The organism is Ruegeria sp. AH3 (genome assembly GCF_056536265.1).
Map to the genome: position 1 here is coordinate 706,955 of NZ_JBQFJL010000002.1, position 23,646 is coordinate 730,600.

15 protein-coding genes are annotated in these 23,646 nt (G+C 56.7%); 2 read left to right on the plus strand and 13 right to left on the minus strand.

Annotation, left to right across the window (positions count from 1 at the left end):
* The first annotated feature begins 96 nt into the window (after positions 1 to 96).
* Positions 97 to 2,142, plus strand: coding sequence for a dockerin type I domain-containing protein (locus tag ACR3EM_RS20780; protein WP_480472741.1), 2,046 nt, complete (start codon positions 97 to 99; stop codon positions 2,140 to 2,142).
* Positions 2,143 to 2,145: 3 nt separating this feature from the next.
* Here the strand turns inward: ACR3EM_RS20780 and ACR3EM_RS20785 are convergent, their stop codons facing one another.
* The gene (locus ACR3EM_RS20785; RefSeq protein ID WP_480472743.1) at positions 2,146 to 3,453 is read right to left on the minus strand and encodes an HlyD family type I secretion periplasmic adaptor subunit; all 1,308 of its coding nucleotides are present in this window, start codon (positions 3,451 to 3,453) and stop codon (positions 2,146 to 2,148) included.
* The gene (locus tag ACR3EM_RS20790) at positions 3,453 to 5,186 is read right to left on the minus strand and encodes a type I secretion system permease/ATPase (protein WP_480472745.1); all 1,734 of its coding nucleotides are present in this window, start codon (positions 5,184 to 5,186) and stop codon (positions 3,453 to 3,455) included. The genes ACR3EM_RS20785 and ACR3EM_RS20790 overlap by 1 nt, the downstream gene beginning before the upstream one ends.
* Positions 5,187 to 5,757: 571 nt before the next feature.
* Here ACR3EM_RS20790 and ACR3EM_RS20795 point away from each other — a divergent pair.
* On the plus strand, positions 5,758 to 7,971 hold the full coding sequence (locus tag ACR3EM_RS20795) for an NADP-dependent isocitrate dehydrogenase (RefSeq protein ID WP_480472747.1): 2,214 nt from the start codon (positions 5,758 to 5,760) through the stop codon (positions 7,969 to 7,971).
* Between the two features lie 368 nt (positions 7,972 to 8,339).
* Here the strand turns inward: ACR3EM_RS20795 and ACR3EM_RS20800 are convergent, their stop codons facing one another.
* The 11 genes from ACR3EM_RS20800 to ACR3EM_RS20850 form a co-directional block, all read right to left on the minus strand.
* Positions 8,340 to 9,446 carry a peptidoglycan-binding protein LysM gene (locus ACR3EM_RS20800; RefSeq protein WP_480472749.1) on the minus strand — a complete coding sequence of 369 codons (1,107 nt, stop codon included), beginning with the start codon at positions 9,444 to 9,446 and terminating at the stop codon, positions 8,340 to 8,342.
* A gap of 44 nt (positions 9,447 to 9,490) precedes the next feature.
* On the minus strand, positions 9,491 to 10,753 hold the full coding sequence (locus ACR3EM_RS20805) for a substrate-binding periplasmic protein (RefSeq protein WP_480472751.1): 1,263 nt from the start codon (positions 10,751 to 10,753) through the stop codon (positions 9,491 to 9,493).
* 23 nt (positions 10,754 to 10,776) lie between these two features.
* Entirely contained in the window at positions 10,777 to 11,556 is a 780-nt protein-coding gene (locus ACR3EM_RS20810; RefSeq protein ID WP_480472753.1) for a PP2C family protein-serine/threonine phosphatase, read from the minus strand.
* Positions 11,556 to 12,554 carry an FHA domain-containing protein gene (locus ACR3EM_RS20815; protein ID WP_480472755.1) on the minus strand — a complete coding sequence of 333 codons (999 nt, stop codon included), beginning with the start codon at positions 12,552 to 12,554 and terminating at the stop codon, positions 11,556 to 11,558. Before ACR3EM_RS20815 ends, ACR3EM_RS20810 begins: the two co-directional genes overlap by 1 nt.
* Before the next feature lie 203 nt (positions 12,555 to 12,757).
* Entirely contained in the window at positions 12,758 to 14,938 is a 2,181-nt protein-coding gene (locus ACR3EM_RS20820; protein WP_480472757.1) for a serine/threonine-protein kinase, read from the minus strand.
* Positions 14,939 to 15,277: 339 nt separating this feature from the next.
* The gene (locus ACR3EM_RS20825) at positions 15,278 to 16,564 is read right to left on the minus strand and encodes a dynamin family protein (protein WP_480472759.1); all 1,287 of its coding nucleotides are present in this window, start codon (positions 16,562 to 16,564) and stop codon (positions 15,278 to 15,280) included.
* Positions 16,561 to 18,600: a dynamin family protein gene (locus tag ACR3EM_RS20830; RefSeq protein ID WP_480472761.1), complete on the minus strand. Its 2,040-nt coding sequence runs from the start codon at positions 18,598 to 18,600 to the stop codon at positions 16,561 to 16,563. Before ACR3EM_RS20830 ends, ACR3EM_RS20825 begins: the two co-directional genes overlap by 4 nt.
* A gap of 70 nt (positions 18,601 to 18,670) precedes the next feature.
* On the minus strand, positions 18,671 to 19,513 hold the full coding sequence (locus ACR3EM_RS20835) for a hypothetical protein (protein WP_480472763.1): 843 nt from the start codon (positions 19,511 to 19,513) through the stop codon (positions 18,671 to 18,673).
* A 23-nt stretch (positions 19,514 to 19,536) separates the two neighbouring features.
* Positions 19,537 to 19,938: a hypothetical protein gene (locus ACR3EM_RS20840; RefSeq protein ID WP_480472765.1), complete on the minus strand. Its 402-nt coding sequence runs from the start codon at positions 19,936 to 19,938 to the stop codon at positions 19,537 to 19,539.
* A gap of 38 nt (positions 19,939 to 19,976) precedes the next feature.
* Positions 19,977 to 21,635 (minus strand): dynamin family protein, encoded by a 1,659-nt coding sequence (locus tag ACR3EM_RS20845; RefSeq protein ID WP_480472767.1) that lies wholly within the window; start codon positions 21,633 to 21,635, stop codon positions 19,977 to 19,979.
* Positions 21,636 to 21,643: 8 nt separating this feature from the next.
* Entirely contained in the window at positions 21,644 to 23,644 is a 2,001-nt protein-coding gene (locus ACR3EM_RS20850; RefSeq protein ID WP_480472769.1) for a dynamin family protein, read from the minus strand.
* Between the last annotated feature and the right edge of the window lie 2 nt (positions 23,645 to 23,646).

The window sequence follows — 23,646 nt, forward strand, 5'->3', positions numbered from 1 at the left end:
AGTCCTTGTTTTCACCACATTCCTGCTCTGGTTTCGCGCCGGAGCATCGGGTCATTCTGATTGCAGTGCCAATGTTGGCATTGGGGGCAAACAACGATGATGCTTCAGTTCGACAGAGTGGTTGCAACGGGGACCGCAGCGCTCGATTCAGGTATCGGCGATCTGGCTTTAAAAACGTTTAACGGCGAAACGTATCTCTATAGTGCGACCGGGCTGCAGGGGGGGATTGCCTCGTGGCACCTGACAGATACGGCTGCTCCGGTATTGCAGGATCAGGAATATTTTGGGGCTTCCATCGCACAGCAGGTCGGGCGCGGCGGAGCACTTGTTACTTTGGGTACCGAGACCCGGTTGGTATTGGATGTGGATACCGCTGCGGGGCTGGTCGGGTATGATCTGAACACCGATGGGACCGTCGGTGCGCTGCAAGAAACCGTGGGGCTTTCGGGCGGAGGCGATATCTCGGCCGTGGCGCAATCCGCGATCGGGGCTGACAGTTTTCTGACCCTTGCGCACACGGATAGCGCCCAGATTGGCACCTATCGCGTGAACGGAGATGGGTCTCTGACCCTGACGAGTCTGACCTCGGGTCGCGCGGACGCGATGCAGGCCGCGCAATCGGGTGGAAACCACTTCATACTCACGGTGGATACGGCAAGCAGCACGATCAGAAGCTTTGCCGTAGATCCCAACACGGGGGCTCTGACCCTCACGGATGGGGCCGCCAGCCTTCAAACGTTGGGTATCGGCGCGCCGACTGCGATTGAGGCGGTGCAGGCATACGGCAAGTCCTGGATTGTTGTCGCGGGCGCGGACAGCAATTCCATTAGCGTCATGAACCTGAGCGGTAACGGAACGCTCAACGCAACCGATCACGTGCTTGATACATTGCATACGCGATTTGCATCGGTGCAGGACCTTTCGGTGATCGAAGTTGATGGCCGCGTCTTTGTCGTCGCCGGGGGTGGGGATGACGGCATTACCTTGTTTACAATGACCCCGGATGGTCAGCTGATCCATATGGACAGTTTCGAAGACACGGCCGCAAGCGGGTTGCAGAATGTCGAAACGCTAGGCGTTGCGCATATCGGAGACGAGCTGCAGATTTTTGCAGCCTCACAACAGGACCCGGGCCTCACGCAGTTAAGTGTTTCTGTCGCAAATCTGGGTGTTATCGATCAAGGGTTTGGGTCGCTCAGCGGTACTGCCGGGGATGATATGCTGAAAGGCGGGCTCCTGGATACCAATCTGAACGGCGGGGCAGGGGATGACATTCTGATCACGGGCACCAGCGCAACCACCATGACGGGTGGGACGGGCGCAGATATCTTCGTGCTGCGCGAAAGCAGCGGTACCACAACCATCACAGACTTTGAGGCCGGGAATGATCGGCTTGATCTGACCGACTATTCATTTCTACGCTCCCCGGCGCAATTGAGTTTTACCATGACCGCGCAAGGCGCGCGGATTACATATCGTGATGAAACGATTGAGGTACTTTCTGCGCAAGGCACCTCACTAACCAGTACAGATATCTTTGGCACCGGCTTTGACGGTCCAGATCATATCCCAACAAATCTTGGCAGCGGGCCGGACAACAATGCATCTGATGGGGTTTCCGGCCCGGTTACCATTGATTCAAGCAGCCAGAACCCGGCATTGACCGATGCGGAAATCAGGTTCACTCCTGACGGCGGCGCAACCGTCGTGGCACAAGCGGATGAGCAGGGCGTATTCGATCTGGATGTCCCCGATGGCACCTTTTCCGGCAAGCTGGATATCGTCAAATCCTACTCGAACGCGAGCAATGATATCACCGCCCTTGATGCGCTTCAGGTGCTGCGCATCGCGGTCGGGCTGGACCCAACCTGGGGGCCAGCGACACCTCAGAACCTTATAGCGGCTGATGTCACGCAGGATGGAAAGGTGAGTGCACTGGACGCTTTGGTCATTCTGCAAACTGTCGTCGGCCTGCCCTCTCCGCACGAACCGGAGTGGGTGTTTCTGGAGGCGGATCAGGACCTGTCAGGGATCACCAGAAACAATGTCGACTACACTACAGGAACGGATATCACCATTGTCGACGGAGCATTCACCGCCGACATGACATCAATCCTGCTCGGCAATATTGAGGCCCCCTAAGGCTTATTCCCTGAACGCGCGATAGAAGTAGTCCGCGAGCGGTTTGATCAGATAGGACAGGGGGGTACGCTCATCTGTCTTGATCATCGCCTCAACCGGCATACCGGGCAGCAACTCCTGACCGTTCAGGCGTTCAAGTTGTCCGTCATCGGGCTCCACCTCGGCGCGGTAGAAGGTAAAGCCGGTCGTTTCATCGGTGAATGTATCTGCGGACACGTTGATTACATGACCGTCAAGCTCGGGCGTTTCGCGCTGGTTGAAGGCAGGAAAGCGCAGGGCGACCTCCTGCCCGCGGTGCAACTGATCGACGTGCAATGCATCAACGCGTGCGGCCACGAGCAAGGGCGTATCCTGCGGAACAACGTACATCATGGGCTCTGCAGGCTGAATGACCGACTGGATGGCAAAGACCTGACTATCGTAAACGGTGCCTGCCACCGGTGCTCGAATATCCAGACGAGACAATCTTTCGGTCAATGACAAACGGCGTTCGGCAAGTTCCACAACCCGGGATTGGACATCCCGAAGCTCGGCAATTGCTTCTTCCCGACGGGTTGCTTTCAGCTGAACAATCTGGATCTCGGTAGTGGAGATTTGTCCGTTCAGGCGTGCAATCGTGGATTCCAGCTGTCCGATTTCACCGTTCAAACTGGCCTCTTCCCGCTGCAGCGCCGAGACGCGGCTGGCCTGTGTCAGGCCGCGTTGCAGCAACCCTTCCTGATCTCTCAACTCATTGGTGATCAGCACAACCTGCGTGCGCAATGCAGCCAATTGCGCCTGTATACCTTCGATTTCATCTTCGATCTGAATCTTCTGCTTACCCAACTGGTCAATCTGCTGAGTGAGCGTGTCCAGACGCGCATCGAACAGGCGCTGCTGGCCCGCTAGAAGGTCCTCTCCGATATGCTCCTGCGCCTGAAGCTCACCGAGACGGGCATCAAGTTCAGAAGCGTCTACACCATCTCGTTCTGATTCCAGCCTCGTTTTGCGCGCCATAAGCTCAAACAGCTGTGACTCAACGATCGTCTTCTCGGACGCAAGAAACGTGTCATCGAGACGCAACAGCAGTTGCCCGCGCGCGACGTCGTCGCCATCGCGCACAAAAATCTCGCCAACCACCCCACCGTCGGGGTGTTCGATCACCTGGCGGTTGCTTTGGACTTCAACCACCCCTTGCGAGATGATCGCGCCCGCCAGTTGAGTCCGGATGCTCCAAACGCCTAGTCCCAGAACAAGAATGGCCAGTGCCAACAGCCCGACCAGAGCGGGTGCCGTGATGCTCCACGCCGTCTTTTCACCCTTCTTGAACATTACTCACCCACCTTGTTCAGATGCCGTTTGATAACATTGGCATTCTGCACCATCGTGCTGAGCACCTCATCGCGCTTGCCAGATTTCACGATCTGGCCTTTTTCGACGACCACCAGATCATCACATTCCGAAATCGCTTGCGGCCTGTGTGTCATGATGATGACGGACTTACCCGCGGCCTTGAACTCACGCACGGCGTTGTTCAGCGCAAGCGTACCATCTGCATCAAGGGCTGAGTTCGGCTCGTCCAGAATCAGCAACACTGGATTTCCATAAAGCGCACGTGCAAGGGCGATACGCTGTTTCTGGCCACCTGAAAGCTGGCTGTCATTGCCTTCCAGAAAGGTATCATACCCTTTCTCGAGGCTCAGAATAAGCTCATGCGCATTTGCGGTTTTGGCCGCAGCAACCACAGCCTCTGGGTCCGGAGTTTGTGACATCCGTGCGATATTTTCGGCGACGGTGCCGTTAAACAATGTGACTTCCTGTGGCAGATACCCAATGTGGCGCCCCAGATCATCCGGGTCGTACTGATCCAAAGTGGCTCCGGCCAAACGTATTTCACCTGCGGCAGGCATCCACAATCCAAGCAGAGCTTTTGCAAGTGTTGTCTTGCCCGAACCGCTTTTACCGATCACGCCCAGAGCTTTTCCCGGTTCGAGGTTCAGGTTCGCATTCCGCAAAGTGGGAATTTTGGCGCCGGGTGGCACCACCGTCAGACTCTTGGACACAAGATGCGCCTTGGGCACCGGCAGCTTCGTACGCGACGCCTCGGGCGGTGTGGCATCCAGAAATTTGTTCAGGTTGATCCAGGCGGTGCGCGCCCGTTCGATCATCGACCATTGCCCGACAGCCATTTCCACGGGGGCAAGTGCGCGACCCAGAAGAATGGTCCCTGCAATCATTGCACCCGGCGTCATCTCATTGCGCAGAACAAGCAATGCCCCCAAAGCGAGCATCGCAGACTGCAGGAATAGCCGCAGAGATTTGGTCAGCGAGGTAAAGCTGCCTGTCCAGTCGCTGGCTGAAATCGATTGAGACAACGCTTCGGATCGCTGTTTCATCCAGCGACGCGCCACGTCCTCCTGCATACCTTGCGAACGGACAACTTCGGCCGCTTGTCGCGCGTGCTCGGAGAACGCATTTGCCTTAGCCGACGCACTCTGTGCTTCGGCGACCTTCCGGTGGGTCAGCATTTGGTTCAGCATGGCGATCACTATGAGAAGCGTACCGCCGCCGACAGCCAACCATCCCAGAAGCGGGTGGAACAAGAAAATCGCGGCGACAAAGATCGGCGTCCAGGGCAAATCCATCACGGCCAGCAGCACAGGTGATGCACAGAGGGACCGGATCGATTCAAGATCACGCAGGGCAGTCGCAGGGGCCGAGCGGAATTGCGGAAACAGTGCCCGTCGCATCGTTCCTTCGAAGACCCGTTCATCCAGCGAAGACTGAAACCGCGCCCCGAACCGGGCAACGATGCGCCCGCGCGCATAGTCGAGCATGGCCATCAAGCCGTAGAGCAGGGCGACCAATAAGAACAACGCCGACAATGTCTCGACCGAGCGCGATCCCAAAACGCGGTCATACACCTGCAACATAAACAGAGGGCCAGTCAGCATCAGAAGATTGACAAAAACGCTGAACAAAAAGGCCAGCGCCAGAAAGCTTCGCCCCTGACCCATCACCTTTCGCAGTTCATGGCGCTGCGACGCATTTGGCTGATTTTTCATACTCACTAAAGTTGGCCCCCAACCAATGATAAGTAATACGCGCCCGAAGCCGAACATTCTGATCTTATACGCGGCCTGACCTGCGGGCTAACTATATCTATCCCCCAAACCACGAACAACGGGCGTTTAATTCAGGCAAACAGGTTTGAGCAAGCAATGAACAGGTTCGCACGTGCTGCAGGCAGAATTACGCTGAACATCACAACTCCTCGCTGGTCTCGGGTTCCGGTCAAGACAAGGTTAATCGTACCGTTGGTTTCAGAGACCGCTAAAGCTGTCGGCGACTTTCAATCCTTCTGATGAGGCGGGCGTACGTTGATTGTTGCAGTCGGTTATTAAAGGTCAGAGCCGGTTAAACGGGTTCCTTTGAAATCGGCATTTCGCCAAACCGTGTCAATTTGCGCGCCCAAACACGATTGATCCCAATCCAATCCTGATTTATGGGAGGCCCTGTCAAATCAGAGTCATCCGTGGGGCGTCACCGCCTCGTTACGGCTCGGTGCCAGTATTGAGCGTTGGCACACACTCTTGGATCGCACGCCCCGAAAGGCTTTAAAAAAGGTAAGGGAATATGGCAGAAAAATCGAACTTCGATATATTGTATACCATTGTAGACGAAGCGCCGGAACTGGCGAGCGCATCGTTCCTGCCCATCATCCGCAAGTTCGCATCCGCTGCGGGTGTCAGCGTCGGAACCAAGGATATTTCTCTGGCTGGGCGCATCATAGCCACCTTCCCGGAAAACCTGACTGACGAACAGCGAATCACTGATGATCTGGCTGCTCTGGGTGAACTGGTGAAGACACCCGACGCCAACGTGATCAAACTGCCAAACATCTCGGCCTCGGTCCCGCAGCTGGTGGCTGCCATCGAAGAACTGCAATCGCAGGGCTATGACATCCCCAACTATCCAGAAGAACCCTCAAGCGATGAGGAAAAGGCGATCCGTGCGCGTTACGACGCCATCAAGGGCTCAGCCGTGAACCCTGTTCTGCGCGAGGGGAACTCTGACCGCCGCGCGGCGCGTGCAGTGAAGAACTACGCCCAGAAGAACCCACACTCGATGGGTGAGTGGGCTTCGGACAGCAAGACAAAAGTATCGTCGATGTCCGGCAATGATTTCTATGCGAATGAGAAATCAGCCACCATCACAGCCGGGCAAGCAGGCGATGCGAAGATCGAATTTGTTGGCAATGATGGCAACGTCACCGTTCTGAAAGACGGCTGGCCTTTGGCTGAAGGCACCGTGGCCGACGCAACCTTTATGTCGGTAAAGGCGCTGTCATCCTTCCTGGCAGATGCCATCGAGGACACCAAGAGCGACGGTACCATGTTCTCGCTGCATATGAAGGCGACCATGATGAAGGTCTCTGACCCGATTATCTTCGGTTACGCGGTCAAGGCATGGCTGGCCCCGGTGTTCGAGAAATTCGGCGCAGAGCTGGACGCGCTGGGTGTGAACCCCAACTCGGGTCTGGGCGACCTGCTGGAACGTGTGAAGGACAATGCGGATATCGTGGCCGCCATTGACGCGCTGAAAGGTGACCGTCCGTCGATGTATATGGTCGACAGCGACAAGGGCATCACCAACCTGCACGTGCCGTCTGATGTCATCATTGATGCCTCAATGCCCGCCGTGATCCGCGCGGGTGGCAAAGGCTGGGACGAGACCGGTTCCAAGGGTGATACCAACTGCGTCATCCCTGACCGTTGCTACGCGCCGGTGTATGACGAGGCGATCAACTTCTTCAAAGCCAATGGTGCGCTGAACCCAGCCACTGCCGGTGCCGTCGCCAACGTTGGCCTGATGGCGCAAAAGGCAGAAGAATATGGCTCGCACCCGACCACATTTGAAGCGCCCGCGGACGGCACCATCCGCATTGTTCTGGCCAATGGTGAGACATTGCATGAGCATGCGGTGGAAAAGGGTGATATCTGGCGCGCCTGCACCGTGAAGAAGGCACCGATCGAGAACTGGATTCAGCTGGCGATGGATCGTCAGCGTTTGACGGGCTCTGAGGCGATCTTCTGGCTGGACGCGAACCGCGCCCATGATGCTGAGCTGATCAAATACGTCAAACCGGCGCTGGAAGCTGCTGGCGTAGCCGACAAGTTCCTGACCATGGCACCGCGTGAAGCGACCCGTCAGTCGTTGGAAACCATCACTGCAGGGAACGACAGCATCGCTATCACCGGTAACGTGTTGCGGGATTATCTGACCGATCTGTTCCCGATTCTGGAGCTGGGCACCTCGGCCAAGATGCTGTCCATCGTCAAACTGATGAATGGCGGTGGCCTGTTCGAAACCGGTGCCGGTGGCTCGGCCCCGAAACATGTTCAGCAGTTGGTTGAGGAAAACCACCTGCGCTGGGACTCGATGGGTGAGTTCTGCGCGCTGGGGGAATCCCTGAACTTCTTGGCAGACAGCAAAGGTAACGCCAAAGCTGGTGTTCTGGGAACCGCTGCCGAGGCTGCAACGCAAGGAATTCTGGACAACAACAAGTCGCCCAGCCGCAAAGTCGGTCAGCCGGACAACCGCGACAGCCACTACTGGTTCGCACGCTATTGGGCCGAGGCTTTGGCTTCGCAGTCAGATGATGCAGATCTGGCAGCTGAGTTTGCGCCTTTGGCAAAGGAACTGGCTGACAAGGAAGGGCAAATCTTGTCTGAGCTGGCAGCAGCCCAAGGTGCGGCGGCAGACTTGGGAGGTTATTATCATACCGACCCAACCAAAACAGCGGCTGTAATGCGCCCCAGTGCAACACTGAATGCACTGATCGGCTGATCGCCGCCTCAAATTTGTTGATGAATGATCAAGCCGGCCCTTCTGGGCCGGTTTTTTCGTTGCTCCAATAAGAAAAGGGTTGGCCCCCATAGCCAACCCTTTTCTGAGTGAGTGGTGGGGCTGACGCCTCACCGGTGCTGTTAAATCCACACTACGCGAAATACTCGAGCTGAATATTGGGGGATTCCCGTAGCGAGGCGCTTTTTATGCGCTAAAAGAAGCATTCATATATATTATGACTATACAAAAAGGTGCATACCTTGTTTCGCGACCGTATGCGCTCCCGACGTAGAAGTGAAACCCGGTCGCACAACAAAAAAAGGGCCGGTCCCGAGACCAGCCCAAATTTGGTCTTTTCGACCGAGGGATTAGTTGGACGCCGCGTTCAGCTTTTCGTTCTGTTCGCGCAGCGTGTCCGAGATAATTGCGTACCATTCGCCGGATTCACGCATCTCAATCAGACCCTTGTTCATCATCGCGATGTATTCACGTGCGAACGGATTGGTGCGATGCGCGAGGAAGCTCATCGACGACAGAGTGGATACATACGGATTTTCAACGATGTCAGCCGAAGTCAAACCCATGTCTTTCATTGTCGACGCGAACAGGTCGACCTCGAACGCCGCCACATCTGCAGTTCCGGTCAATACCGCATCAAGGCATTCTCGGGCCGAATTGGGCTGAACAACAGTTGTATTCTCGCGGTTCAGACCTTGTTCTTCCAGCACCACCATGCTCCAGCCTGCCATGCGGCAAACGGTCGAGCCCTCAAGGTCGGAGAAATCCGTCGCCTTTGCGTATTCGCTTTCAGGCAAAGTGAAGAAGCCACCAACGATGTCATATACCGGAACTGAAGCGACAAATTGAGTACACCGGGCTTCGGTTTCTGCAGACCACTCATAGGAGCGGTTGGTACAATCCGGTACAGTCCACGCGATCGAAATATCAAATGCACCCAGTGGCAATAGTGTGTCCAGATGCGAACTCCAGTCATCTACGAAGCTGACCGAGAAGTCGCGGCTATTGCCTGCACGCTGAAGGCTTGTTGTAGCCAGGCGAGTCATGATGCCACCACCGTTCAGGGCTTCAGTCGTGAACGGCTCCCAGCCGTTGCCCGCAACCATCTTGATCGGCGGTGCATAAACATTCGAGCGTTTGACACTCGCTGCACGCTTTTCTTCAGCAGCAATCAGTTCCTGCGCGCTCTGGCCGTTTGGCAGGCTGCCATCCTCACAGGGCAAAGCCAGAACCAAGCCATTTTCAAGCGAACCTGGATTGGTGATCGCGTTGCGGTTCGCATTGAAAATCGGCTGATAGTTCGAGGTGCCATAGGCGGCAATGGCGATGGTTGCCAGTGTATCACCATCCTGAACGGTATAGTTAGAGCAGGCCTCTTGCGCGGCAGCTGCACCTGCGCTCAGCGCGGTGAGGGCTGTTGCCGACAGTACTGCTTTCTTTAGTTTCTTGTTAAACATGTCCACTTCCTCCAGACTTTTGTTTTGCCAGGCCAATTGGGGCCTTAACCATTTTCCATTTGATGGCGCAGGGCGGTTGAAACGATGTCGCGCCACTCGCCTGATTGCTGCATGATCGCCAGACCTTGGTTCAGCGTTTCGAGGATCGCTTCTCCATCTGGATTATCTTTGTGGGTCATGACGTTAAGCGACTTGATTGCCGCCAGATTGGGGTTTTCGATGATCTGATGCTCATAGCCCAGTCGCCCAATGGCCTCGACGGCCAGATGGGCTTCGACCGCAACGATATCGGCCGAACCATCCATCACCGCGTGGAAACAGTCATCAGGTGAGACCGGGCGTATCAACTTGATCGCAGGCTCATAAAGGCCGACCGCATCCATATGCGACAGGGACCATCCCTCGGGTCGGCAGATCGTGGCGTCGACGAAATCTGAATAAGTCAGAGTTTCCTCATAGCCCGAACCAGCCTTTGCGAAGAATGTATCGACCACTTCATAGAAAGGGTTCGAGAAATTGTAGGTCTCGCAGCGGGTTCGATCACTTTCGGACAAGGCCTCAGCTTCTTCGCAATTCGGGCGCGACCACGGGAAGGTCGCATCGAACGCGAGGGTCGGCATCAGCAGGTCCAGATGCGATGACCAATCGTTGACGAACTGAATCTTGTAGGGCTGTTCCGGCGCGGCCCGCAGCATCGCGGTTTCGACCAGATCGGTATAGAGACCCCGGTTCGGCAGTGCCTCATCGGTGAAGGGTGCGTAGTTACCCCCGGTGATCAGCAGAAGTTGACGATCGCGGATTTCGGGACGTTCACCACCATCCGCATTGCGGATCAGCGCAGCACCCTCGGCGCGGGCAGCCTCGATCTCTTTCTTGGCTTCTACTTTGGCCGCGAGGACTGCATCTTCGCTAGCCTTTTTGGCCTCGGCCTCAGCTGCGGCGACGCGGGCCTCGGCCTCGGCGATCGCTTTTGCAGCACGCTCTTCTGCGGCCTTGACCAGTTCCGATGCCATTTCCGCTGCCATGCGGCCCGCTTCGGTATCCGGCAATTCAGGGGCGCGGCCGATATCTTCCAGGCAAGGGAAGGCCAGAATGTCGCCAACACGAATGATATTCGGGTTAGGACCGATGACATCGCGATTCACATCATAGATAAACCGGTAATCTTCGGTGGCGTAGACCTTAATCGCCAGTTCTCGCAGGCTGTCGCCACGCTGGATCTCGTAGGTCGAACAGGCTTCTTGCGCGGAGGCCGCCCCTGTTGCGGCCGCAAGAGCCAGACTGGATATGATCAGATGGGTTCTCATGTTGTCCTGTATCCCTGCCTTGTTTAGTTCTGCGCCGGTTTGACCACGGCGATTGAGATATTGTCCTGATCCGGATCCGCCTTGGTATGCAGCGCCTGTAGAAGCGCATCCGCGATGTCACGTGCCGGGGAATGCTTGTGCTGACGCAGAAGTTCTTCGATCTCGGCATTGCTGAGATATTGAAGCCCATCGCTCCCAAGGATCAGAATATCTGCCGCGCTAAGCGCCAGCGGCTTTTCGGGGCAATCCACCTTTGGAATAGCGGCCCCCATGATGACCGAGGTCAGCTGGTTGCGGTCAGGATGACCCTGCGCTTCTTCCGCGCTCAGCAGACCTTGCGCCAGCTTCGCATCGATCTCAGGCGCCATCGAGTGGTCCTCGTTGATCTGCGACAGAGTCTCGTCACGAAACAGATAGAGAGGGCTATCGCCGATCGAAATCCAGAACAGGTTCTGGTTCACCAGCAAGGTTCCCAGCAAGGTTGATCCCAGCCGGGCCCCGGAGGTTTCGCCATGGCTCGCCACCTCGGCATTCGCCTGTATGGCTGCCATGGGCAGGGCGTCGAGCAGAGCGCCCTCAGTCACGTCATTGCGTTCAAGCTGCGCGTCCAGCGCCTCTTGCCAGGCCGAGATTACAAGTTCGGATGCAACCTCGCCCGCGTCGTGCCCGCCCATACCGTCAGCGATCACGACATAACCTGCATTGGCCGTATCAAAGACCCGCGCGGCAATCGCGTCTTCCTGCGTGTCGCGCTGACCCTGGTCCAGGATCAGAGCAATGTCATATGCAGGGGTCGCCAGCATCAATCAGCATCCCGCCAGTCAAAGCCATCATCGCAGAAGGCGGCAAAGCGGATCGAAGTTTCGCTGATACGGATCAAATCGCCGCTGGACAGAGCAACAGTGCTGAGAACCGGCTTACCGTTCAGCCGCACGAGGTTCGCTTTGCCACCATGTCCCAGATAGCATTTCCGGTCCTCGGGATCATAGGCGATCACAGCATGGTTGCTGCGCGAGATACCGGTATCTCCGAAATCCAGTTGAATGGCCTGATCGTCGTTCCGGCCAATCTGCATCAGACCTTCGGTAAGGGTAATGCACGACCCACGGCCAGGACCGGCTGTGATGACGAGCCAGCCGACGGGGAAAGTCTGCTGCGCAGTTTCCGTCTTGGCAACAGGTTCGGCGGTTTCGATCAGTTCCTGAACATGCGTGTCTGCTCGTTCAAAACCCAGGAATGTGGTCTTTACGCGCGACCGGCGATCTTCGACCGGGGCAGGGGCCGCGACCGGAGCTTCAATGACAGGCGCTGGGGTGGGTTCCGGGGCAGGTTGGGGCTCCTCTGCCACAACCTCCGGCTCCGCTTCAGCTTCCGGCTGCAGCTCGGGCGTTTCTTCAGGCTCAGACGGTGCGGTCTCTTCGACAACCGCGGCCATGATATTTTCCTCTTCGATCTCTTCGACAGCCTGAACTGCATCTTCCGCGCTGAGATGAAGGGTAACGATCGGTTCTTCTTCTTCGACCTCTTCCGGTGCGGCAAGTTCTTCTTCGATCTCTACAGTTTCGACCGTGGATGCATCCTCATCGAATTCGGGCATCGCCTCTTCGGGGATCAACTCGTCTGAGTCTTCGTAGCTCTCCGTCGCCATATTGCCGCCACCCAGCGCAGCGCGCAGAGCGTTGAAATCCGCGATCGGTTCAGGCTTGTCCTCCTGTACCGCTTCGGGTTCTACGTTTTCTTCTTCTTTAGGTTTTCCGGCACCTTCGAGAAGCCGGCTGAGAGGGCTTTTATATTTGAACATGGTGTCGACACCTTCTTGAATTCTGACACGGGTTTCGTCCCGCGGGGCTGCTACAAACCGCCGTGCATCACGCACAGGGGCACTGATGAATGGGAAACATGGAAACTTGTAACTTCGCGCCGGGCCGGTTCCCGACGGGGTGACGATGATGCGCCACCCTCAGCACACACACGCTGGCGATTTTCACAATGAACCGGTTTGAATTACTCCTGTGCCAGCGGCATGACCGCCGAGCTTTCGCCGCCGTTGCGCAGAACACTCAGGCGCGCATCGGGTTGGTTTTCAGACACAAGCTGGGCAAGAACGGCATCCAGACTTTCGGGGCCGTCGATCGCGACGCCGGTCTGAGCCTCACGCAGCAGAATGTCACCAGCCTGCAATTCACCAGCTGCTTCGGCCGGGACAGCGGCTACAACGGTTTGCCAACCGGCGTCCCCCGCATGCCGAACATCGAATGCGTACCCATTTTGCAAGCCAAACATCCGGTAAGCGGGCAAAGCCAGTAACCCGTTTTGCGCCCGGGTCTGACCCAGCGGGCGATAACGCGCGGCGACACGAATATAGCCGTCGGGATCGACCGAGAAATTGTCCAGAATCTGTCCCGCGAGCGAGGCATCTGCCCGAACAGGCTCACCGTTCAGCGTAAAGATCGTAGCACCACGCTGAACCCAATCACCGATCACCGACATATCCTGACCCTCGTCCACGCCATTGATTGCAATGACGTTGCCGGTGGAACTGCGGCGTTTAGACATTGAGAACGGAACTTCGACGTCCCAATGCCCGAATGCAATCTGATCCTGCACCAGATTCACCGCAGTGGTCGGAGCCTCTGCAACCTTGGCAGGTTCGGCCGCCGCCGCGTCAGGCGCCACTTCCTCAGTAGCAATTGGAGGCGTTTCCTCAGTTGGAACCTCAGTAACAACCGGATCCTCCAACGCGGCCTGTGTCTGCTCGACAGGTTGTTCTGGCGTAGGTTGTGGTTCCGATGCCAAAGCGGGTTCGGCCTGTTGCGGCTCTGTCGTGGCTTCGGCGGTCTGCTCGACCGGTTCCGGTTCAGCATCAACAGGCGCCAGAGTGGCCGGTGCCTGCGCTGTTGCTGGGGTTGCCTCGGGCGTCGATTGATTGCCCGACATCACGAAATATCCTCCGGCGGCAAGAGCCGCGACAACGACCGCAACCCCTGCAATCATCTTGCCGCTGCCACCCGAACCGCTTTTGACCACGGTATCAACGGCGGCGACGTTCTGCTCCTGCGGCGAAAACTGTGCCAGCTCGTCTTCGGACTTCTCTTCGTTGCCAAGTGTCAGATCCGCGTTTCCAGCCAGCAGAGCGGTCACAACGGCTTCGGCGTTTTCGCTTTCGGCCTTAATGCGTTCCTTTTCTGCCTGCTCATCCAGACGATCCATACCCACAATGACCGAGACCGGCCGATAGGCAAAAGTATCGAACATGACGCCCGGACCTCGGAACATCCGCAACCAATCCAGAGCGGATTGCAGGCGATCAGTGGTGTGGACTTCCATCGCTTTGTCGATCGCTTCGAGGAACCCATCAGGATAACCTTTGAAACGCCCGGCCAGAGGTTCGTAAGGATCGTCTTGTCCGTTGTTGAAGGCGTTCAGGCGGGTCTGGCCATCAATCGGGCGCTCACCACTGATTGCGTGATAGAGCGTGGCAGCCAACACATAAAGGTCGCTGCTGGGACCTTGTTCCGCGCCGCGCACATAGAATTCATGCGGCGAATATCCATCCTTGATCACCCGCAAGGTCAGCAATGCCGCCGACTTGTTGGCCGCCTGTTCGCGTGCCGCACCAAAGTCGATCAGGATCGGTTCGCCGTTTTCATCGATCAGGATATTGTCCGGCGAGATATCTCGATGCAGCATGCCGCTTTGATGGATGAACGAGACCGCCGACAGCATCTTCTCAGTGACCTGAACAATGAAGTCAGGGCCGCTTTTGTTTTCAGGGTTCTCGACATAATCCAGCAGATCGCAACCCCGGATCAGATCCATCGCGATATAGGCGGTGTTGTTGTCCTCAAATACCTGGTGCACATCAACGATGTTGGGATGGACCAGCCGGGCATGATTGCGGGCTTCCTGAATGAACAGGTCGATGATCGCACGCAAGTCGTCCTTGTGATCGGGATTGGCGGGCTCAACCAAGTCACCATTCCGTTGGCAGAGCGCACCCGGATAGCATTCCTTGATGACCACATCCCGGTCCAGGCTATCGCGTGCAAGATAGGTAATTCCAAACCCACCGTTGCTGAGGAAACGGAGGATTTCATACTGACCCCGCAGCAGCTTTGCGCCCGGTTGCAATCCTTCGATCTGAGGTTCGTCGTGCGTTGCGCCGACAGCCTGGTTGTGGCTCATATCTTCCCGCCCATATTACTCATTGTTGCGGTATGGATAACCAGGGCTTCAGCCCGCGAACTCACAACCAAACACAACCGCAGGACACTTGAGACGGTTAGACGTTTCAAATTTGACTTTATTGGGGCCGCCTGATGGCTTCACTAAGGATCAAAAAATTGCAAACAGCTTATTTTGTGCCTAAATTGCTAGTGAACACTATATATTGTAATATGCGGTGGAAAAATCTGAAGTCTATCTTCCAGAATTCGCTGTTTGGTCCACGAATTCGAAACAATAACGGATTGATTCTTGCAGTCTCGAATCGCCGCATTGCGGCTCAATTTTAGCGGGAAATTCTTAGGTGCCAGTTCTGGGTGGCGCAGACGCAACCGTGCTTCCAGCCCAGGCGAGGTTGTCGCTGAGCTGTGCGAGGATGCTGATTGCGTCCTTCAGAGGTGCATCGCCGCTCTCGAATTGCAGTAGTAGAAGCAAATCCGTTGCCTTTTCGAATTCTACTGGAATCCAGTCAGCCTCTGGGTCGATTTCCTGACCGGACTCCAACCGTTCTGCAAAATCCTCGACGATCTCCTGACAGCTTTGAAGGAAGGCCGCGGGTTCGATTTCAGAGCTTTCGCGCAGATCGCCATAGATGCTCGCAATCGCAGCCAGCCAGTCCTCGAGAATGGGGTTGTCCAGAGGGGGTAGGGCGGATTCCAGGCTGGCGTGAACCGCGTGGCTTTCCGTACTGAGGGTCTCGGGATCCTCACCTTTCAACTGATCCAGATAAGGCAGGAATTCCTGCGCCAAATCCTTGCGCGCCGCGTCCAGATCATGCTGACGATGATCCAAAGCGATTTGAAGCACCTGCTCGGCCAGATTTTGTCCACCGCAGGATTCCCAAAGCTCAAAATCAGGCTCGGGCTCGCACTCCATCGCGCGTACGGCCACAGGGGTTCCAATCGGCACAACAGCACGAAACAGGCCGTCTTTTTCCTTGTTCAGGCGCCCAACGACCCGGTCCAATGCATCGCGAACAGGGGGAAGATCGGCGTGTGTAATGGCCAACAGGCTGTTATCGCGCAATTTTTGTGGAACCTTCGACCACAAGTGACGCTCGGTTTCGCGCCACGCATTCGTACCGTTGGTGCACCAGATCGCGCAATCCACATATCTTAAAAGATCCAAGGTTGGCTTATAGGTGTCGTCCAATGCACCCGCACCGGGCAGATCAAACAATGAGATTTCCTGCAGGGCAGGGGTGTTCAACCCAACCGAAATGAAGTCCGGATTGTCGGCCGCAGCTTTTTCCAAAGCGATCCCTGAATAGATTTTGGGCTCCTTGTCCCACCATCCGACAGTGGTTTCCGGGACCTCTGCATAGGCCACTATGACCAAAGGCAGTTTCAGATGCTGCGGCCCCGTCGGCAGGATGTCCGCACCGGCCAGCATATTGGCGAGGCTGGACTTCCCTGCGCCAAACTCCCCGGCAAACCCGATCGACACCGCATTCGACAGCCGCTCGGCATGGGCCAGAGCGCGAGCACGCATCTCGTCCAGCTCAGACGAGGTAGGCTGCTTTTCGGTGACGGTCAAAAAGCGCTCCAACTGGCGCACTTCCTGCTCGGTTCCGGGGAATTCAATCATTCTGCAGCCTCTGCCTGTCGTGTGTCTACGGGTGCGGTTCCATGCACCGATCCCAGCTCATCCGTAATGCGGCGCGCCTGATCGACGGCTCGTTGCGCTTCGGCGCGCGCATTTGTGCCGCTGCCGCTCCGGTGTTCCAGATGTCCGGCCAGCAGCGCCAGATAGTGATCCAGAACAGTTTGCAACCGTTCTGTCAGATCGCTACGGGCGGTGTCCACAAGATCGTCGCCGATCATCTCAAATTCCTGCACAATCATCCGCTCGGCCCGGTTCAGAACACTACGGCGCGAGATCAGGCGGGACAGCCACGTGACACGTAGCTCTACCGTAATACCCCGGGTCAGGGCGCTGGTATCCGGGCGGAACCACCGGACAGCGCTGGTGTTCATACGATTATCCACTGGTTCCTGCCAACCGGGCAGGGCACGCAAGGCCGCGTTGCTTTGCATGTCGACAGCATAAAGCTCGCTCAGCATCCGCTGGCGCACGACCTGCGTTGCACCCTGCACCAGCTCCCGCATCCGTTCGCGCAGAGGGGTAAAGTTCAGCTCGGTCTCGCCATCCTTGGCCAGCAGAGGCGATTGCCCGTCGGGACCGCGAACGACAATCGAGACCGCCTCGGCCACAGTGTCATCCATCACGCCTCGCAGATTGGCCAACACGTTATCCATGTCATTGGTGATCGCCTCGGTCTTTTCGGCAACCATCGCGCGCAGTTCGGCCAGCGTCTGATTGTTTTCATCCGCATCTGCGGTATCCGGTTCGTCCTGCGCCTCGATCGCGCGCAGATGGGCGGTGCTGCGCTCCAGCTCGCCCTGCGCAAAACTGTTCAAGTGCTGCCACGCCATGTGCATTTGTTCCTGGCGAGGCCCTTCGGTCAGCGCCGTAGTGACATGCCGGCGCAAGTCGGGCAGCCCCGAGGCGATCATGGCTGCAAAACGCAATACGCCCTCGCGGCTGATAGGGCCGGGGCCTTGCTTGATCTCTTCCACACCCGACAGATATTGCTTCATCTGCTCTGGATGCGCTCGCAGCCAAGCCAGAATCTCATCGTGATCAATGCCGGTCTCATCCCCGGTCAGCGCGTAATGTGCCCACTGGGCACTGCCCATCAGCACATCGATATCCGAGTTTCCAAGTGCCTGTTCCAGCCCGTCCATCACGTCGGCGCGAACTTTCGAGGCATCGTCGGCACCACCGCCCAGTTCATCCACACGGTTGATAAACACCACGATCTGACCCAATTCCAACGCCTGCATCAGGCGGAACAGTTTCAGATCTGCCCGCGAAAGGGCCTGATGCGCGGACAGGACGACCACGAAGAAATCAGATTCCTTGAGATACTGGCGCGAAATCTCTTCACGGATCAGCAAGGGATCATTAACGCCCGGCGTGTCGGTCACGGTGACCGGATACGGGAAATGGCCAATGTCGAAATAGACCTCGGCCTTACGGGTGATATCGCTGTACAGACCCCGGTCCGAGCCCGGGTCGTGGCCACCTTCTTCGGTTGGATCATCCCCCGCGCACACATAGCGAGCAAGATCATCCGAGGTCAGCTCGTCCAGATCGTGATGCTCGCCCAGCAGGTGCTTATAGCTTTCGCCCAAACGCAGCTTAGCGCGGGTTTTCATCGCTTCGACCTGCTCTTCGATCATCTCGCGCTTATAGCTGTCCTCTTCATCCGGGAACATGTTGCGCAGCTCTTCGCCTTCGGCAATCAGAGCCTGCCATTGGCGGTTGTCAAAGAAATGGAACTCGGCGCCCGAGGTCCGACCCGAGGGATGGCCGAAATGCATGTCGGTGATCACGGTGGTCCAGGGGTTCACATCCGAAGGCAGATATTCGGCCTGACCGGTGAAGCCGTTGATCAGGCGCGACTTTCCTGCCTTGATCTGACCGACAAAGGCAATCGACGGCTTCAGGTTCGACAGATCGTCGATGATCCGCGAGATGAATTGACGGGTCTCGTCATTGCTCACCTCATTCATGTCTTCGGCTATGCGAATAAGTTCGCGACGATTCAGTTCACTCATTAGATTTACCCTGGTAACTCGTATTTTAGATTTAGTTTTGCAAAATGGACACTATTTGGCAGGAACGCGGTCATTCGACGGCGGTTTTCAAGGACTTCCAAAGGTTTACAACGGCCCCCAACTTGCGGGCATCATGGACGGCAGCGGCGGTCTGTTGACCGTCGCTTAGTACAGCAAGACCTGCACCCTGACCGCCTGACGGGCGCATGACGATCAGTTGCGGTTGTGACAGGACATCAGATCCATCTGCATTCCATCCGGCAAGATCACGCGCGAAGCGGGATAGCAGATCGGTTCCGGGATGTGCAGGTTGATCCGGCGCGCAGATGCCATCGAAAGAGTGCTCCTCAGCATCTCCGATCAGGACTCGCCCAAGAGCAAACCGCTCAGATCCCGTGTAAAACTGCATCGCTATGTCGGATTCAGGCTGCTGATCGGTATCGGGCTCGGGGTCAGGCACGACTGACATGCGAGGCTCATCAGAGATGTCGATTTTATCGCAGGCGGCTTCAATCTCAGAGAAGGTGATACCGACATCGTCCGCCTCAAGCGCGGTATCAGGGCGCAGCGACACCATCTCCAGCGGGCCAGTGGCCGTCGATATGTCCGTCACCAACTGGGCCAGTCGTTCCGTCAGATCTTCACGAGTTTCGGTTCCGAAATCCGGCACAGGCCCCGAGGCGCAGGTGAAAACTTCGGTGATCCGCGAGCTGTTGACCTCGATGGCCAATACCGCGCCATCCGCAGCAGTAAATTCGATCCGCCGAGGCAGGATCGTACGTCTGATTGTGCCCAGAACCTGCTGCCTGCGAGACTTGGCATTGTCACCCGCAAGAAAGGTCACCGGCGACAAACGAGCCACCGACGAACGCCCGATGTCTTCGAGCAGTTCCAGAATTTCGCTATCCATCATACCGTGACCCCCTCTGGTCCCGTCTAAACCGCCGCCGCTACCGGCCCGAGGCTGAGATGTGATTTCGTAAGTGCAAGTCCCACGTTCGTATTGTTGCGACAGATGTAGCACACCACATGATCAGGATATTTCTGCGTCCTGAGAAAGATGTGCAGACGATCTTCAGAAAACACCGCGATTTCCCCAAATCCCGGATGCTCAACGTCGTCAATCTGAGCTGTCCGCAACAGCTCCTCGAACCCTTTGACGCCCCGCCCTTGGAACAGGTTCGCCACCGCAAGTGCCAAATGATCCAGTGCATCTGCGCTGTCAGAATCTTCGGCGCTGGTCCCCAACAACATCCCGGTTTCCATATCGACATACCCGGCTGCAACGCAGTCGGGTATCGTCTCGATGGCCGAACTCAAAGCAAGCTCAATCGACATATCGTCACCTGCCTTCGTGTCTTGAAATCAGGTTCGGATCAAACCGCATGCCATTCCGCTCCGCCACTGTCGGTGTGTTTGGGAACAGCGCGCAACACCTCTTTGTCCTTGCGCGCGCTGTGTTCGCGGGCGATCTGATCGAACTCGGTCAGGAAGGCGGCAAAGGCGCTTTGCAGGCCTTTTGCATCATCCGGCAGTGTCTCGCTCGCGACAATTTCATTCCACATCGCAAACGCGCTGGGTTGTGTGCCTGGCGAAGCGTTCATCGCGCTGTCCGCGGACGGAGTGGCCTCTTCAGCTTCGTCGATTTCCGCATCCGATAGCTCAGCGTTCACGGCAACAACGCGTACCGACGTCAGTGCATTTGACTCCGGCTCTGGCTCATAGTCTTCGTCCTGCGCTTCGTCCTGTTCAGCAAGCAGTGCAGTGATCGAAGACACTGAGGTTGCGATGTCATCCTCAGAGCGCTGCTGGTCATCTGCGCCTTCTTGGCCCTCTACCACCGTCTCCTGCGTTTCCCGTTCGTCGGCATCGGGGCCCAGAACGATCAGCTCTGCCTCGGCGTCATCTTGTTCATCGTCGTCTTCGACGAAGTCGAACTCATCGACATCGGTAACGGGATTTGCCAGTAGGTTGAGATCAAGCAGTTCCTCTTCTTTTTCAGCGAAGAGGGCGCGCAGATCTTCCTCGGCCGGTTCTGCTTCAGCTTCCATTTCGGCCCGCATGCGCTCTGCTTCGCCCGCATCGATGCGGGGACGTTCAGCCTCGTCCGAGCGGCGTTCCACCCGTACGGGGCGCACCGGGAAGCTGGTGACTACATCCACTTCATCCACAGGCTGATCTACCGGATCAACAAGCTTGAGCGGTGCCTCTTCCTCTTTCCCAGCCGGGCGCAAAGGCTGCACTTTCTGCGCATCTGGCAGAGATTTGTCGATCTGGTAACGCGCCAGCATGTCGGCACGGTTGTCCATGATCTGTTCCGTGATCTCAAGGAAGCTGTCCACCATCTTGCCGCCACCGCTGCGTGACCAAAGCTCGGCATCGCCGGTCTTGTCACGGGCCAGAATAGCGTCGCGGGCAGAGAACAGGATTGTGCGATTGAACAGATGCCCGGCTTCGCGGTTCACGCGGCGCAGGACTTTCTGGCGATCCTTTTGGTTCAGCGCGTCCGCTCGGGTCACCAACAACAGCGATTTATGCTGCAAACGTTCTGGCAGGGACACCCACGTGGCGCGCTCAGTTTCACGCCAAGCTTGTGTCGAATGAGTACACCACAGGACGCCATTGGCCTGTCCAACGGCACGCTGCCACACATCGGTCGAGATTTTCGGATCCGAAATACCGGGCGTGTCGATCAGGTCGACGGCCTCAAGAATGTCGGCCTCAAGAAAAATCCGTACAAATTGCGCGTCATTGACGCCGACCTGTTCAAGCTGATCCAGTTCGATCGTCTGCGTGCTGCCATCGTGGCGTTTTATATATGCCGGTCGATTACCCCAACTGAACCAGATCGGCGGCAGCTGCGTCGCTGTAACCTGCGTCGGCAAGGCTTGCTTACGCAAAAGAAAATTCATCAGCGTGGATTTGCCTGCGCTGAACTCACCCATAAGTGCAAACACAGGCTTGCGCCGGGACCACTGCTCGATGCGGTTCCAGGCCTTGGGAGAGACGAAGCGGGTTTGTGATTCTTTTACCATAACTCTTCTTATGCTGCTTCGTTACTAAGGTCTTTCAGGATGTCACCCAGAATATCGTCACGCGACTTCTGCGGCTTCTGCTCGGCCACCTGTGCCGCAGCCCTGTCTGGCGATTGCGAAATACTGAGCAATGTATCTTTCTGCTCAGCCATGAAATCGGTCAGGGTAGCGCGGACATTTTCCAAAACGGCTGCAATCTGGTTTTCCTCGATATCCTTGGTGATCGAGTTCGCCTCTGACGCTATCAGGCGCGTGTAGTCCGCCGCATAGGCTTCGAACCCTTTGCGTTTTTGCCACCATCGGCGCCACCATGTGCTTTGCAAATCCAGCGCAATGGTGCGGCCAATCCCCAAAGGTGGCGGGACACGCGGTACGATGGGTGCTTCGATATTGAACTCACCCAGATGGTTGCCCAACAGCTTATGATAGAGCGCTTCGACATCCGCAGCGGCGGCGGCATACAATGCACCGGCATCCTTCCGCATCGCGCGTGCAAAGCTGAAATAGGCCGCTTTCTGCAAAGTGCGCAGACCTGCGGGATCATATTGCCACGTCCCCTGCTCCCCATTCTGTTCCAAATGAGAAATCAGCGAATCCGTCGCGCGTTTGACAAAGTTTGCCTCGGCTGAGGCCAGTCGTTCCAACACCTTGTCACGCAGTTTGCCCGTAAGTTCAGCGACTTTCTTTTGGTATTCGTCGGACACCGTTGCGATAGCATCTTCCGGTGATGCACCATCTAGATCGCGGACAATGCCGTCTGTGCTGGATAGCGTCTTGGCGACTGCGGTCGCTCGAATCTGGCTGGCAATGTTACGCGCACGGTGGCGGACGCGATCCAGAAGGCGGCCCCCCGCCCCTTCGGCAATCCGTTCATTCATTGCAAGCAACAGATCAGGCAGTCCCGAAAGCGCCCAGATCTTGTTCAATGACGCGGCCTGATCACCAAACCCGGCGGCAAGATAGAATGTGTTCAGCGCCTCGCGCGATTCCTCAGTCAGAATGTCCGGGTTTCCGGTCAGCGCGGCCTCGGCCCACAGCGCACTGCCGAAAACAACGCTGGTGTTGGCGTCGATATTGTTCTGCTTCAGTGTGTCCTGAATGCGATCCCGAATCTCGGGCACCTGGGTAACCGGGTCGGACAGTTCATCGATCCGGTTTACGAATAGAATGATCTGGCGATTCTCAAACTGCGCGATGATCCGCATCAGCGCCATATCCATGGTGGTCAATGCCTGACTTGCCGCCAGCACCACGACACAAACCTCGGACCCTCGCAAGCTGCGCAGCGTAATCTGCTCGCGCACCATAAACGTGTCATTGACGCCGGGCGTATCGCACAGCTTCAGCGAGATCGGATATTGCGGGATATCCATGAACAATTCAGCCGACTTCGTGACGTCGGCGAAGCGACCGGTCTTGGGGTTGATGTCCGGATCGTCTTCATCCCCAAGACAGACATAGCGCTGGATCAGCTCATCGTCGAAATAGTCGTACTGGTGGCTTTGACCCAATATCAGATCAAAGTGCTTACCCAGGCGATCTTCGGATTTCGATTTCATTTCAGCGATCTGGCGACGGATATCATCCATCTCGTCATCCGCACCGGCACGATTGGCAAGCTCACCAAGACGCCCACCGCCAACCATCAGGTTGTCCCATTCTTCCTGCTCGAAGAAGGTAAATTTGGACCTGGTATCGCCCTCAGTCCGGGTGTTGATGTTCAGGGTGGTAACAACAGATGTCCACGGGTTCACATCCGAGGGCAGCAGGTTCGGCCGACCCGCCAGAATGTTCACGATCGAAGATTTCCCTGCCTTCACCTGCCCCACAAGCGTGACGCTTGCGGTGAAATTCTCCATCTTGGTTTTCAGCGCCGCCAGCCGCGCCGAGGAGCGCGCATCCGCCACCTCTGTCAATTGATCGATCTGTGTCGTCAACGAGGACATTGCCTCTGTCATCTCAGACAGAGCCTCGTTTCCTACAGACAGAAGATGGTCGTTGCGCGCCATAT